12 protein-coding genes and 1 pseudogene are annotated in these 14,176 nt (G+C 61.2%); 8 read left to right on the top strand and 5 right to left on the bottom strand.

Annotated features, from left to right (window positions below):
• The 5 genes and pseudogenes from CRI94_RS18105 to mnmE form a co-directional block, all read left to right on the top strand.
• Positions 1 to 105 (top strand): annotated as a pseudogene (locus CRI94_RS18105) (IS110 family transposase); the annotation flags it as partial.
• Positions 106 to 528: 423 nt separating this feature from the next.
• Entirely contained in the window at positions 529 to 693 is a 165-nt protein-coding gene (rpmH, locus tag CRI94_RS15120) for a 50S ribosomal protein L34 (RefSeq protein ID WP_098077680.1), read from the top strand.
• 27 nt (positions 694 to 720) lie between these two features.
• Entirely contained in the window at positions 721 to 1,170 is a 450-nt protein-coding gene (locus CRI94_RS15115; RefSeq protein WP_098077677.1) for a ribonuclease P protein component, read from the top strand.
• Between the two features lie 88 nt (positions 1,171 to 1,258).
• Positions 1,259 to 3,187, top strand: coding sequence for a membrane protein insertase YidC (gene yidC / locus CRI94_RS15110; RefSeq protein WP_098077674.1), 1,929 nt, complete (start codon positions 1,259 to 1,261; stop codon positions 3,185 to 3,187).
• 702 nt (positions 3,188 to 3,889) lie between these two features.
• A complete protein-coding gene (gene mnmE, locus CRI94_RS15100; protein ID WP_098077668.1) occupies positions 3,890 to 5,299 on the top strand; it encodes a tRNA uridine-5-carboxymethylaminomethyl(34) synthesis GTPase MnmE in 1,410 nt (469 codons plus the stop codon).
• Between the two features lie 27 nt (positions 5,300 to 5,326).
• Here the strand turns inward: mnmE and CRI94_RS15095 are convergent, their stop codons facing one another.
• The 3 genes from CRI94_RS15095 to CRI94_RS15085 are packed head-to-tail and all read right to left on the bottom strand — an operon-like array spanning position 5,327 to position 6,917.
• Positions 5,327 to 5,896 carry a TetR/AcrR family transcriptional regulator gene (locus CRI94_RS15095; RefSeq protein ID WP_098077665.1) on the bottom strand — a complete coding sequence of 190 codons (570 nt, stop codon included), beginning with the start codon at positions 5,894 to 5,896 and terminating at the stop codon, positions 5,327 to 5,329.
• Between the two features lie 54 nt (positions 5,897 to 5,950).
• Positions 5,951 to 6,430 carry a cytochrome c gene (locus CRI94_RS15090; protein ID WP_098077662.1) on the bottom strand — a complete coding sequence of 160 codons (480 nt, stop codon included), beginning with the start codon at positions 6,428 to 6,430 and terminating at the stop codon, positions 5,951 to 5,953.
• 49 nt (positions 6,431 to 6,479) lie between these two features.
• On the bottom strand, positions 6,480 to 6,917 hold the full coding sequence (locus tag CRI94_RS15085; protein WP_098077659.1) for a ferritin-like domain-containing protein: 438 nt from the start codon (positions 6,915 to 6,917) through the stop codon (positions 6,480 to 6,482).
• A gap of 172 nt (positions 6,918 to 7,089) precedes the next feature.
• On the opposite strand from CRI94_RS15085, the gene mnmG reads away from it, so the two are divergent.
• The 3 genes from mnmG to CRI94_RS15070 all read left to right on the top strand — a co-directional run bounded on the left by mnmG (position 7,090) and on the right by CRI94_RS15070 (position 11,151).
• Positions 7,090 to 9,078 (top strand): tRNA uridine-5-carboxymethylaminomethyl(34) synthesis enzyme MnmG, encoded by a 1,989-nt coding sequence (gene mnmG / locus CRI94_RS15080; protein WP_098077723.1) that lies wholly within the window; start codon positions 7,090 to 7,092, stop codon positions 9,076 to 9,078.
• 66 nt (positions 9,079 to 9,144) lie between these two features.
• On the top strand, positions 9,145 to 9,813 hold the full coding sequence (rsmG, locus tag CRI94_RS15075) for a 16S rRNA (guanine(527)-N(7))-methyltransferase RsmG (RefSeq protein WP_098077657.1): 669 nt from the start codon (positions 9,145 to 9,147) through the stop codon (positions 9,811 to 9,813).
• 360 nt (positions 9,814 to 10,173) lie between these two features.
• The gene (locus CRI94_RS15070) at positions 10,174 to 11,151 is read left to right on the top strand and encodes a helix-turn-helix transcriptional regulator (RefSeq protein WP_098077654.1); all 978 of its coding nucleotides are present in this window, start codon (positions 10,174 to 10,176) and stop codon (positions 11,149 to 11,151) included.
• 213 nt (positions 11,152 to 11,364) lie between these two features.
• Here the strand turns inward: CRI94_RS15070 and CRI94_RS15065 are convergent, their stop codons facing one another.
• Positions 11,365 to 12,798, bottom strand: coding sequence for a T9SS type A sorting domain-containing protein (locus CRI94_RS15065; RefSeq protein WP_098077651.1), 1,434 nt, complete (start codon positions 12,796 to 12,798; stop codon positions 11,365 to 11,367).
• A 47-nt stretch (positions 12,799 to 12,845) separates the two neighbouring features.
• Positions 12,846 to 14,045: a tail fiber domain-containing protein gene (locus tag CRI94_RS15060; protein WP_098077646.1), complete on the bottom strand. Its 1,200-nt coding sequence runs from the start codon at positions 14,043 to 14,045 to the stop codon at positions 12,846 to 12,848.
• Positions 14,046 to 14,176: the final 131 nt, after the last annotated feature.

Raw genomic sequence — 14,176 nt, 5'->3', positions numbered from 1 at the left:
AAGGTCGCCCTCGTCGCCTGCATGCGCAAACTGCTCGTCTGGCTCAATGCCATCATGCGCGAACAAGAGCCGTGGAATCCAGATTATCACGGCCTCACCTCTTGATCTTTAAGACAGTTGCTCCATAACCTGTTTGGCGGATGGATCGCAACAAAGTAAACGCGGTCGTTCGTTTTTATTCGCACGCCTGAAGGTGATCCTTTGGCACGGGCGATGTAGACTCGGTGCGCGAAATCGAGGACGCCTCGTGTTGCGAACGCAGCAAGGACCGACCACTGGAAGGTCTGGCCCTTTGGGTGGCCAAAGGCTGTCCTCCGACACGTTAACACGTCAACACATTCACACTTTCAAACGTCCAGCCCCGCCGATTTTCTGTTAAGGTGAGGCCTCTGGCTTGCTTTCTGCGCTCCGGTTCGTAGGTTATCGTGCTGATTTGACAGCGTCTTCGCGTGTTCTGGGCAAAACAACTCCCCGCACGCGTCGTTATACCGAATCAGAGTTTTCTCGCCGAGCAACAGACTGAGCGCCATGCCTAAGCGTACGTACCAACCCAGTAAGAAGAAGCGGAAGAACAAGCACGGCTTCCGCGCCCGCATGAAAACGAAAAGCGGTCGTGAGATCCTCAAGCGTCGCCGCAAGAAAGGCCGCAAGAACCTGACGGTCAGCGACAAGGACAGCGGCAAGCCTGTGTAGCATCCGCTTCCTAATGAGCCCTGGCACGTGGCTGACGATTCCGACGCTTCGCCGCGCCTCACGTTTCCGCGCACGCACCGCCTGAAGCGCAAGCGACTGATCCGGTCCCTCTTCGACCGCAGCCGCGACGACGTGCAGACCGTGGCCGTGGGATCCATCCGGTTACTGTACCGGACGGCGTCCACGGACGAAGTCGGATACGACGTGCCCATACAGATTGGATTTGCGCCCGGACGCCGCGTCTCTCCCGGCGTGGAACGAAACCGCGTCCGGCGCCTGCTGAGAGAGGTCTACCGGGTCCACCAGCACCTTCTGGTAGACCTCTTCGTGCGACGCCCCGATGTCCTGCTGGTGATGGCACTCTTTCGGGGAGACCCCAATCGCGCTGATGCCATCTCGCGTGACCTTCCCCGCGCCATGCAACGCCTGGCCGATCGCCTCTCGTCCCCTCCGCCCCCGGCCGCGGACCCCGCATAATCCCCGCACGTGCTGTCGTCGACCCAATTCATCGGTTGCGACGGCCTTTGCGTACGGCCTCCCGTTCCATTAACCCGTCTGCACGCCTGTGCCCCGCTCGCTCCGCAACACTCCCTCGTCTGAGGACCAGCGGAACCTGATCATCGCTACGGTCCTGTTTGCGCTGATCATGTTCGGTTGGACGTTCTGGTTCGGCCCACAGCCGCCCGAGCAATCTCAGCCGACCGCCTCTGACACGACCGCGCAGACGGCGTCCCAGCCTTCTGCCACAGCAGATACAGCCGCTGAGCCCGCCCCGTCCGGGCAGGACACGACCGGCGACGCTGCAGGGGAGGCGACGGCAGCCGCCGACACGTCTGCCGAATCGCAGCAACCCTCGATTCCGGACGATGCGGTTACAGCCGCCGCGCGCACCGGAACGGAGCGCATCATCGTCGTGGAGACGGACCTCTACACGGCCCGCTTCTCCACGAAGGGCGGAACGCTGGAGCAGCTGACCTTCAAGGAGTACAAGAATTTCGACCAGGAGACGCCCGTTCAACTCGTCGATGCCTCGACCAGCGAACGGGGAGCGACGGCGATTCTGTTTACCACGCCATCGAACCGCCGGGTCGACACGCGCGATCTGTTCTTCTCAAGCGATGTGGAGTCCGATACTCTTCGCATCACGGATGAGGCTCGAAGCCTGACATTTGAAGCGGCCTTAGGGGAAGGGACGCTCCGGCAGACGTTCACCTTTCAGCCGGACTCCTACGACCTCGGGCTCGATGTCCAGCAAGTGAACGCCACGGCCTTCGCCAGCAATGACGGCTACGAGCTCGTATGGGATGGCGGTCTCCCGCTGACGGAAGGAGGCACACAGAATGAGCTTACCAGCTCGGGCGTCTTCGCGATGGGGGCGGACGAGGAACTGTGGTCGGTTCGTCTGGAGGGAGATGACCAGCATGCGGAGAAGCAGATCTCCGGCGGCGTCTCGTGGATGGCCGTGAAAAACAAGTACTTCACAGCGGCCATCATGCCGGATAATCCGGAGAACGTCCGCGGCGCCGAGATCGTCGGCGATCGTCTGAGCGGGGAGTCCGAAGCGGCCCTCGATTCGAAGGTGCTCAGCGGCCGGATGCAGATGTCGCCCCTGTCTGCGCGGCGCGACACCGACACGTTCCACTTCTACACCGGACCGCTCTACTACTACCAGCTGGTCGATTACGACCGTGGTTTGTACGAGATGGTCGACTACGGCTGGGACTTCTTCGAGTGGATGACGCGTCCGCTCGCCAAGTTCCTCTTCATCCCGATGCTGACGTACCTCGGCGGCTACCTGCCGTACGGCATCGTGGTGATCCTGATGGCCGTATTCGTCAAGATGCTGGTGTATCCGCTGACGAAGAAGTCGTATCGCTCGATGGCGCAAATGCGCGAGCTTCAGCCGCGGATGGAAGAGCTGAAGGAGAAGTATGGCGACGACCCGCAGAAGCAGCAGGAGGAGATGATGAATCTTTACCGCGAGACCGGGGTGAACCCGCTCGGGGGCTGTCTGCCGATGGTCCTCCAGTACCCGATTATTATTGCGCTGTACCAGTTTATCCCGCAGTCTATTCAGCTGCGGCAGCAGAGCTTCCTCTGGGCGGCCGACCTCTCGGCGCCGGATAAGATCATCATGCTGCCGTTCGATGTGCCGTTCCTCGGCGACTACCTGGCCGGCTTTACGCTGCTGATGGGACTGTCGATGGTTGTCACGATGCGCCTGCAGTCGACGCCGGGAAGCGCCGGCGGTCAGGCGAAGATGCTGATGTACGGCATGCCAATCTTCATCTTCTTCATCTTCAACCAGTTCGCCTCGGCGCTGAGCCTCTACTACCTGTTCTACAACGTGGTCACCGCCGCGCAGCAGAAGTGGATCAACTACCAGCTTGAGCAGGAAGATGACGTCGTCGATGCCAGTAAGAACGGCAAGAGCAAAGGCTTCCTCGGTCGCCTGATGGACGCCGCCGAAGAAGCCCGCGAGCAGCAGAAGTAAGTCTTCTGGATTGTTCTGGTTGTCTTGGGCCCGGGTCGGCGGATCGCTGATCCGGGCTTTTTGTCATACTCCTATTGTCTCATTTTTTTGGGTCACCAAAAAAACGAGACGCAAAAAAAGCGACCGGCGGTCCGCACTTCGTCTAGCGCTCCGCCTTCGCCACTCAACGAATCTAAACTCGCCCACTAAGTGGGCTCAGACAGAGATTCGTTCGAGTCGTGGCTTCGTCTCTGCGCTCAAGACGACGAACTGCGGAAGGCCGGGGGAATGTCCCGAACTTTCAGGAAGAGCGATACCCGACTATGCGCAGTTTCGGCCCTTGCGAAGATCGGCGAAGCGAGGGGCCTGGAAGCGGAGCGTCCCATCACTTCCACGGGCCGCGGATTGGCGACTCGCATCGGCGGGGAAATTCTTCTTGTCTGAAACCTCGAAGCGATACGCCTAATTTCGAATCGAAGGCCTACAGAGAGGTTGAGTTTGAAGAATTTCAGCGAAGTGGACGGGCCCGTCAGCCGATCTTCGGCAGGCCTTGACTTTTTTACGCCGGTTTTTTGGTCAAGCAAAAAACCGGCACCAACCGGACGGAAAACCAGCAACGCCTCAACGGCTCATCCAAAAGAACGTAAGCCAGACCAGAGACGTACGTTCGATAGCATCATACAGCAGGACTGAGGCAGCAACGCTCTAAAGAACACCGCCAGAATGACCACCGCCACGACTGACACGATCGCAGCGCAGGCGACCGCCCGCGGACGCGCCGCCCTGGCCATCATCCGCACATCCGGGCCCGACGCGATCTCCGTGGTGGATCAGTGCTTTCGCGGCGCCGACCTGGCGGAGGCGGAGTCGCACACGGCGCACGTCGGATACATCGTCGACGCCGACGGGGAGGATGTCGACCAGGTCGTGGTCACGATCTTTCGCGCGCCCCGCTCGGCCACGGGCGAGAATGTCGCGGAGGTGTCGTGCCACGGTGGCGATCTGGCGCCGAAGCTGGTGCTGCAGACGCTCCTCGCGCACGGCGCGCGCATGGCGGAACCGGGCGAGTTCACTCAGCGCGGATTCCTCAACGGGAAGCTGGATCTCGCGCAGGCTGAAGCCGTCGCGGATCTTATCCACGCCTCGTCCACGCGGGCGCATCAGGTCTCGCTTCAGCACCTGCAGGGGCGCTATTCGGAGCAGCTGAACGAACTCCGCGAGGAGTTGCTTGACCTCTGCGGGCTCATGGAACTGGAGATCGACTTTACAGAAGAAGATGTCGAGTTTGCCGACCGGGAGCGGCTGGAGGAACTGCTCGGTCGCGCTGCCTCCCTTCTCGATACGCTTCTCGCAACGGCCGACACAGGGGAGACGCTGAAAGATGGCGTTCGCGTCGTCATTGGCGGACGACCCAACGCGGGCAAATCGACGCTGCTCAACGCGTTGGTTGGGCGGGATCGGGCGATCGTCAGCGCGACGCCGGGCACGACGCGTGATGAGATCGAGGCGGAGGTGGAAATCGACGGCGTGCTCTTCCGCTTCGTCGACACCGCAGGGCTTCGCGACACGACGGATCAGATCGAGGCGGAGGGCGTCCGGCGGGCGGAGCGGTCCATCGAGCAGGCGGACGTGCTCATATACGTGTATGACCTGCAGGAAGGGTTAGACGCTGAAGAGCAGGCGTTTCTACGCGACGTAGCGGACGAGAGCCATGCAGTCGAAACGATCGTGGTCGGCAACAAGGTCGATCTTGTGGAGACGCCGAGCGGCGACGGACAACCCGCGCGGGCCGCCGAGGTTGTCGACGACGTGCTGTACCTGTCTGCCGATGCCGCCCGCCGCGATGTCGACGCGCTTGAACCGCTACGCGACCGGCTGGCCGAAACAGTCGCCGACCAATTGAGCCGGGCAGACGCCAGCCTCATCGTCACCAATCAGCGTCACCGCAGCCACCTGCAGAGTGCGCGAGAGGCCATTCAGAACGCGCGAAACGCGCTCGACGCCGGTGTGTCCGGTGATCTGCTTACGCTGGACCTCCGGCAGGCACTTCACGAACTGGGGTCGATCCTCGGCACAATCACGAACGAGGACGTGCTGGGGCAGATCTTTTCCCGCTTCTGCATCGGGAAATAGACCGTCCGATTTGGGGGCGGTGCAGTTCTACCGTGTCGTTTCGACGAGCCGGAGGGTAGCGTCGACGGTCTGGGCGGTGACGTCTTCCCGTGAAGCGGATAGCAGATCGGATCGCTGCAGGACAATCGCACGCTGAGCCAGGCCCACGATCCATCCGGTGGCGAGCACCGGCGGGACGTCGCGAAAGACGCCGGACGTGGTCCCCGCCCGCAGCGTCCTGGTGAACAGTTGCATGGGCAGCGGCTCGTGGCTTGTGTCGACGCGGTTGAGGACGCCCTCATGAACGGAAAGCAGGTAGGCGAAGGCCGCCGGGTACTGTTCCGCAAAGTCAAAGATGCCCCGAACCATCGCTTTCAGTTGTTCACGGGGCTCCGTCTCGGTCTTCGCAGAGCGGGCGAGCACGTCGTGAAAGAGCGAGGTGTTCTCCTCAAAGAGAGAGCGCACCAGATCGTCCTTTCCGTCAAAGTGCCGGTAGAGTGTTCCTTCGGCGGTGTCCGCGCGCTCGGTAATCTCACGCGTCGAGGTGGCGTCCACGCCCTTTTCGGCAAAGAGCGCCAGCGCGGCCTCGATGATTGCGTCGCGTTTGGTTGTGGCCATGGGGGCGAAGGGTGTTGGTCGTGGGGGCGGCTGCGTCAAATCCGTCGACTCAGGTCAGGGGGTGAGCACGGGCCGGAGACGGTCGCGATACGCAGTATGACATCCCATGCATCCGTTCCGGAGACGTGTATGGGCGTCGAGAACACGCGACAGATTCTCGTTCGACGCCGCTTCAGCAAGCTCGGCTGCGGTCTTGTGCACGGTCTTGTCGTACTGGACGAACGCCTGAAACTCGTTCTCGAGCGCCGCCTTGATCTTCTTCATCTGCTCGGGCGGGATCTTCGGGTGGCGGGCGATGGCTGCAGCACCCTGTTGCATCAGGTCGTAATCCTCATGCCAGAGGCCGGTGCTGATCCGGTCCATGTCCTGTGCGAGTCCCACCATCAGCAGTCGGAGCCGCTTCGTTTCGACCGTATCTACGGAGGTCGATGAACGAAAGGGCGAGGAGGAAGAAGCAGGCGCGGCGGGCGCGCTCGACCAGAGAAGGCCAAAGCAGAGCGCACCCGCCGTCGTGAGGATGGAGAGAAGTCGCATGGTGTGAGGAGCGAGAAGAAAAAAGCTCGATGGATGCAGAAGCAGCGGCTTACACGGTTTCTGCGATGTCCCGTAGAAGCTTCTCCGTCTCCTCCTTGTGTTCGGTCTCGTCGCGGATGATGTCGTCGAGGTCTGTCGCGAGGCCGTACTCGCCTGCCTCTTCGGCCTGCCGGCGACGCTCGACGTAGCGGTCGATCGTTTCGGACTCGGCCTCCAGGACCTGGTGGAGCATGGCTGTCGGCTCGTTGGCCAGGGTCAGCGGGGCTGGTTCGGTCGTCGGCGTCCCGCCCAGCGCCGTGATTTTGTCCGCCAGCAGCTGCGCGTGGGCCAGCTCTTCCGGAAGCTCACCCTCAAAGAACTGCTTCAAAGTGGGGCGGTGCATGCCGTAGACCATCGCGGCGTAGCTGTTATACATCAGGATGGCCTGGTACTCGTGGGCGAGATCCGTATTCAGGCCGTCAATCAGAGCTTTTTTGGAGACACTCATGGGATGATAGGAGCTGATCTAGTAATGAGTGAGCATTCACTCACATCAAATCGCTCACCTTTGGAAAGGTTTCTCGATTGGGCTGCCCCGCGCTCGAATCCTATCGGCGGGCGAGGACGTTCCCCTCTACTACGATGCTCTCTTTTCTCTACCGACGAGTCGTCCCGGATTCATGAACGAGAACTACTTTGACTACGACGTCATCGTCGTCGGCGGCGGTCACAGCGGCAGCGAGGCGGCAGCCGCGGCAGCCAACATGGGCGCCAAAACGCTGCTCATCACGATGAAGCTCGACGCCATCGGCCAGATGTCGTGCAACCCCGCCATCGGCGGCATCGGCAAAGGACATATTGCCCGCGAGATCGACGCGATGGGTGGTCTCATGGGCCGGGTCACGGACCGGGCCGGCATTCAGTTTCGCATGCTCAACCGGAGCAAGGGACCGGCCGTCTGGGGCCCACGTGCGCAGTGCGACCGGGCCGCGTACGCTACGGCGGTGCGCGAGGAACTGGAGGCGATCCCGAACCTCTACATGCGCGCCGACATGGTGACGGAGGTCCTCACGTCCGAGGATGGCTCCACGATCGAGGGCGTGCGCACGAACCTGGGCCAGTCCTTTCACGCCCCGGCGGTCATTCTCACGACGGGGACGTTCTCCAACGGCGTCATACACGTCGGGGAAAAGAACTTCGGCGGTGGGCGGATGGGCGAGAGCGCGTCTCGTGGCATCACAGATTGCCTCCACGAGCTCGGCTTCGAGAGCGGCCGGCTGAAGACGGGGACGCCGCCGCGACTGGACGGTCGCACAATCGATTACAGTGTGATGCGGGAGCAGCCGGGCGACCAGGACGCCACCTCGTTCTCCTACATGTCGGACGAGCTCCCGCCGGTGGAGGATCAGCTCTCCTGCTGGCTCACAGATACGACGCCGGAGGTGCACGAAACGCTGCGCACGGGATTCGACCGGAGCCCGATGTTTGCCGGACGGATCGAGGCGAAAGGGCCTCGCTATTGCCCGTCGATCGAGGACAAGATCGATCGCTTCTCGGAGAAAAACTCCCACCAGATCTTTATCGAGCCGGAGGGGCGTCACACCGATGAGGTGTACGTCAACGGCTTCTCCACGAGTCTCCCGGAGGACGTACAGCTGGAGGCGATTCGAAAAGTCCCTGGGCTTGAGGATGTGCACGTGCTGCGCCCCGGGTATGCCATCGAGTACGACTTCTTCCCGCCCTACCAGATTCGCTACAGTCTGGAGACGAAGTACGTCGATGGGCTGTTCTTCGCGGGCCAGATCAACGGGACCACCGGGTACGAAGAGGCCGGCGCGCAGGGCCTGATGGCGGGCATCAACGCCGTGCAGAAGCTACGCGACGAGGATCCGATCATTCTCAAACGGTCGGAGGCGTACATCGGCGTTCTGATCGACGATCTGGTCGCGAAGGGCACCGACGAGCCGTACCGCATGTTTACCTCGCGCGCGGAGCATCGGATCCTGCTGCGTCAGGACAACGCGGATCAGCGTCTCACGGAGTTAGGCTACCGGCTGGGGCTTGCCTCACAGGAGCGGTATGATCGCATGGTCGAGAAGCAAGAGGCCGTAAAAGCCACGCGCCGGGCACTCGAGTCGACCAGCGTACGACCCGAGCAGGTGAACGACTACCTGGAGGAGCAGGGTACATCGGCGATTACGCAGCCCGGCCCGGTCATTCAGCTCGTGAAGCGGCCGCAGGTGGATGTGGACGACCTCCTCCGCCACGCCGGTATCTACGATGACGTCGTTACGCCGACGCCGGGCATGCTAAGCGCGTCGCGGCTCGTCGAGATCGACCTGAAGTACGAGGGCTACCTCGACCGGCAGCAGCAGATGGTCGAGAAGATGGAGGAGAAGGAGCGCTGGCCCATCCCGGAGGACTTCGACTACCACGAGCTGGACACGATCTCGAAGGAGGCCCGAGAGAAGCTCGACCGCATCCGACCCGGTAATCTCGGTCAGGCGTCTCGTATCAGCGGAGTCCGCGCGTCCGACGTGTCTGTTCTGATGGTGCTTCTGAAGCAGAAGGGTGTCAAGCCGTTGCCGAAGGAGCGTACGATCTCATCGCATTCCGACGTTTCGGCTTCCGGCGATGGTGCACCTGCATCCGCTGACGCGGTCACGTGATCCCGCCCGCAACCACGCATGGCGGATGGGCCCCGTGTTCACCCCTTTTCATTGCTAGCTTTCCTGATGCCTCAGTCCACCTGGGACCCCTTCGATGGACTATCGGACGCACAGGTCGAACAGCTCTCGGCGTATGAGTCCCTGCTTGAGCAGTTTAATCGCCGCGTCAACCTCGTTTCGCCAGAGAGCGCTCAGCGGATGTGGAACGAGCACATCCGCCACTCGCTCTGTCTCACGCGGCGGTCGTTCCCGGCCGGTTCGTCGATCGTAGACTGGGGGACGGGCGGCGGTCTGCCGGCCATCCCGCTTGCGATCGCCTTTCCCGACATCACCGTTTATGCGGTGGATTCCGTCGGGAAAAAGGTGCGCGCGGTTCGGACCTTCGCGCGGCGACTGGAACTTGAAAACGTGTTCGCGTGGAACGGTCGCGCGGAGGAGTGGACCGGCTCTGCTCATTTCTCCGTGTCTCGCGCCACGGCACCACTGGCGGACCTGTGGAGTTGGCACGAGCGCATCGTCGCGCCGATCGATGCGGATTCGAGTGATCACTGGCCGCCCGGGCTGATCTGTCTGAAAGGGGGAGATCTGTCTGTCGAAATTCAGGAACTCCACCATGAAGCAGATGGGGTCGCCGTGGTAGAAGAAGGGATCTATCCGCTGCTGAAGAACGACCACTTTCGGGAGAAGAAAATCGTCGCGGTGACGCGTCCGCCCAGTCCATCAGGTGATCAGTAGACATTTGTAAGACCAATAAAAACAGTGACCTGGGCGTGGTGTACCAGCGTGTAGTTTGTTCTTCGGATGCGATTGATCGACGTGTATCTTTGTTTGACAACCTGTTTCGCGGATGGATTGCGAAAACGTAAGTGCGGCCGTTCATGTTGATCGTCAGACTGACGATCTTTCTTTCGCAATGCCGTTGTAGACACGGCGTCTGAGATGGACTAGGCCTCGTGTTACACGGGTCGCGAGGACCGACCATCGGGAGGTCCGTGCTTTCGGATTGCCGAAGGCTGTCCGCGAAACAGGTTCTGATAACGCCAGACCACCGTTAGGCGTACACCATTTCGTTGAACAAGGGGGACGAGGGCAGTCATGTCGAGCCACGATCGGGACTTAAATCGAACGGAGCGGTTGTTTGCCGAGGTTCTGTTGCTGCAGAATCGGCCGAACATGACGTCCCGCGATCTGGCCGAGCACTTCGGCGTGAGTCGGCGCACGATCTTCCGTGACCTCCGTGCCCTGAGCGAGTCTGGCGTTCCGCTGACGTATGCGGAAGAAGGCGGCTACGAGATCCTGGAGGGATACCAGCTTCCCCCGTTGATGCTCTCGGCGCAGGAGGCGGCCACACTGCTGATCGGGACGGAGTTCACGAAGCTGCAGCCGGATCCGTCGCTCCGTCAGCAGGCGGACGAGGTCGAGCTGAAGATCCGATCGGTGTTGCCGCAAGAGGTGCGTGATTACATCGATCGTCTGCAGGAGCGGACCGTTCTGGATCCGTACTGGCTACACGCGGTGCCCGGCCCGTCGGACGACGACGAGGGGAGGTGGTATGAACTCAGCCGGGCGGCGGCGCAGCAGTTCTCCGTCGCGATGCAGTATTACGTGCCGAGCCGCGACGAGGTCACGCAGCGTACGGTCGACCCGCTCGGTCTGGTCTACTACACCGATCGGTGGAATCTGATTGCTTACGACCATCTGCGAGATGACATCCGCAATTTTCGTCTCGACCGGATGGAGTCGATGCATGTGACGATGAACCGGTTCGAGCCGCCCGAAGGCTTCGACCTGGAAGAGCATTTGGAGGCGCGGGGCGCGAATCAGGCGCACGAGGAGGTCGTCATTCGATTCGACAAGCGGGCCTACGAACGGGCCCGCCGCTACATTCCGGCGCAGGTACAGGAGGAGCGAGAGGTGGACGGCCGAATTGAGGTCACATTTTATTTCGAAAACCTCGACTACGTCGCCCGCTGGCTCCTCCGATATGGCATCGAAGCCGAGGTGCTAGCGCCCGATGCGTTGAAGGTAGCGGTCCGAGAACGAGCGGAAAAGGTGGCCGAGCAGTATAGCTAAATCGCGTGCCCCAGGACGGGGATTGGCGTCTGAGGCCGCTAAAGGCCGATATTTAAGGTTGTTTCACGTGAAACGGGATGCACTCTCCTCATTCAGAGAAGACCGCAATCCTCGAGTTGCCGGCTCCAGTCGTTTCCTGGGCGTGCCATCAGGATCAGTGTGCGCGGATCGTCCGTCACGCTGATCCGCGCACGATGCGATCGGTATCGTGAGCTAGCGTACGACCGTCATTCGCCGTGTCATCGTTTGCGAATCGACCTGGAGTCGATAGAAGTACGAGCCGCTGGGGAGGGTGCTAGCGTTCATGCGAATCTCCTTTCGCCCGGCCGTCTGTGGTCCGTCAACCAGTGTCCGCACTCTGCGGCCGAGTAGGTCGAAGACAGCCAGTTGCACCTCGCCGGCTTCGGGCAACTCATAGCGAATGGTGGTCTCGCTGCGGACGGGATTCGGAAAGTTGCCGTGTAGCGTGACATTATTTCCTGTGCGGATGAGCACCTTGGCCTCCCCGTAATACGTTTCCGTGCCATCAACATCGACCTGCTTGAGGCGGTAGTGAACCGTCTGCGCTTCGTATGGCACGTCCGTATCTTCGAATCGATACGTTTGCGGCTCGTCGGTCGTCCCGGCAGCCTGTTTATGTCCGATAGCGGACCATTCGCGATCGCCCGGATCGTCGAGCGTAGAGGTGGAACGCTGAATCTCGAATGTTGCGCTGTTCTTTTCTGAAAGTGTCTTCCACCTCAGGGTGACCGTATCGTCGTCGCGGAGGGCGTCGAAGCCAGCCAGTTCGACCGGGAGAGGCGCACCGCTGCTCGTCGCGGTCCACCGAGAGAAGGAATCGATCCCGCTCATAGCGATCACGTCCACGGAGGGGGAGACTGTCCCGCCCTGCGCCGTAAACGTGCTGCCACCGTCGTCGGAGCGCCATAATTCGAGTGTGGTCTCGTCGAGTCCGTTCAGCTCCGTGTCGTCGTAGAAAAACTCGAGCGTCGCGTTCAGACCGCTGTTTACGCCCGGTTGAATGTCGAAATACCGGGCGATTCCCTCGTTGCTGCTCGAACCGGTCTGGGGAGCATGACCGCGGGTTACCGTGGTGGCGCTCATGTTTTCGTCGGACGTGATGCGGGCGCCGAGACCGCCGACGTTGACGGCGTTCGGGGCGTTGAGGAATCGCGTGGCTGTGATATGACCGCTCGTTCCCGTCACGGTCTGTCCATCGGCCTCATCGAGCATTCCGGTCGTTCCGAGATCGATCACCTGACCGTTCAGGTTGAGGTCCCCGTTCGACACGGTTAGAAGCCCCGTGACGGAGAGGGGGTTGGCGAGCAGAACTGCATTCGCGGAGGCCTGATTGACGGTCAGGGACTGAATCGTCGCACCGGCGCCAGGGCTGAACGTCTGGTTCGTCGTGCCGATAAACGAGACGGTGCCGTTGCTGGCGTCGAAGGTGCCGTTATTTGCAAAATCGCCGCCCAGGTTAAGCGCGCCGTTGGAGACTGTGACGGTGCCTCCGGACTCGACGGTGAGTTGAGGTTGTGCTGCTGCAGGCACGGCGATCGTTAGCAGAAGCAAAACGGTGATGAGGCGACGCTTCCCGCGTAGCGCCTGCCTCAATTGTCGTAAACAGGATAGAAGAAAGGTAGTCATAGGGCTGGGCCAGGTTGAGGAGATCTCGCGCGGCAGGGGTAGATGCTTTACGCTACCGTCGAGCGACGGCGCCAGATAGCCGCGGCTCCGACCATGGCTAAGGCGAGCAGGGCCACAGGGCCGTATCCGCCAAATCCAGCCAGTACGCCATTCTGCTGCTGTATCGCTTCTTCGAGGCGCGCGACCCGTGCCTCGAGCGCTTCATTCTCCTCCTTCAGCGTTCGCGTGCGCTGCTCCAGGGCCTGGATGGCGCGCATGTTCACGCCGTCGATGTCCACTGTGCTGATCGCCTTCTCGCTGTCTCCCAGACCAAAGGCTGCGTGGAAGTCCTGGGCGGTCGGCCCCATGTGGCGTACCGATTCCGACTCCGCCTTGTAGCTCCACGTCTGAACAGAAATGTCGCGGAGCGCCTGCAGGACATTTTCGCCATCAACGGGGCGGTACTCCGCCTTCTTCGTTGAATCCGACGAGTTGGTCCAGGTGCCCCCATCCGTGAGGTACGCGCCGGATGACGTGGAAATCAAGTGTCCACTGTTGTAGGTGACACTCGCATTGTCTCCGAACCAGAAGTGGCGGGCGTTGGCTGCAAATTGCCCCGTACCCTGCAGCGAGGGGCCAGGTCCCGATGCCGTGTAATCGGCACTCAATACCATTCCACCTTGGTTCGCTGCCCCCGTGGACGCTTTCCACCCGATCGCGACGCCGGTATAGCTATTGACTTTCGCCTGCGAACCCAAAGCCAGCGCGTACCGGTCGTTTGCTTCGGCTTCGTCGCCGATTGCCACCGACTGATAGCCGCCAGCCACTGCACGATACCCCATCGCAATGGAATAATCGCCGTTTGCCTCTGAAGAAACTCCCGCTGCGAATGAGACCGGCCCACTTGCCGTAGACGAACTTCCTAGTGCGATGGCCGCACTCCCGGAGGCAGTCGTATTGCTTCCCAAGGCAACTGAACCGTTTCCGACATTCGCTGCGTCCCATTGCGTGCCAAAAACCCGACCTGCGCGGAAGGCGTAGGCTTCGGGATACCACATCATCCGTCTACCGGCGCCCGATGCAGGGATGCTGCCGGTGTTGCTTGCATCAGTGGCCACGAAGCCACCGTCGTCGTGAATCTGAAGCACTGCTTCGTCGTTGCTATTTGCGGCTTCGACGATAGGAGACTGCGCCTGCACCGTAAAACAGGTCGCAAGAAGGCCGAGAAGAGCAAGGGCAACGGTGCGTCGTATCAGTTTAGCGTGCATCGAGAGGCTGGGACTCTTATCTGTGGCGTGGTCGAAATGTGCAGGGGAGAGAAGGGATACCTCACCCCGTATACATTCATGCGCGGAAGCGCCCTTCGACCGGACAGTTCTTCGATCTGCTGTATCCTGAT

The sequence above is a fragment of the Longibacter salinarum genome (assembly GCF_002554795.1).
In the GTDB taxonomy this organism is placed as follows: Bacteria; Bacteroidota; Rhodothermia; order Rhodothermales; family Salinibacteraceae; genus Longibacter; species Longibacter salinarum.
The sequence above is the reverse complement of the archived record's forward strand: the minus strand, read 5'-3'. Positions and strand labels throughout refer to the sequence as shown.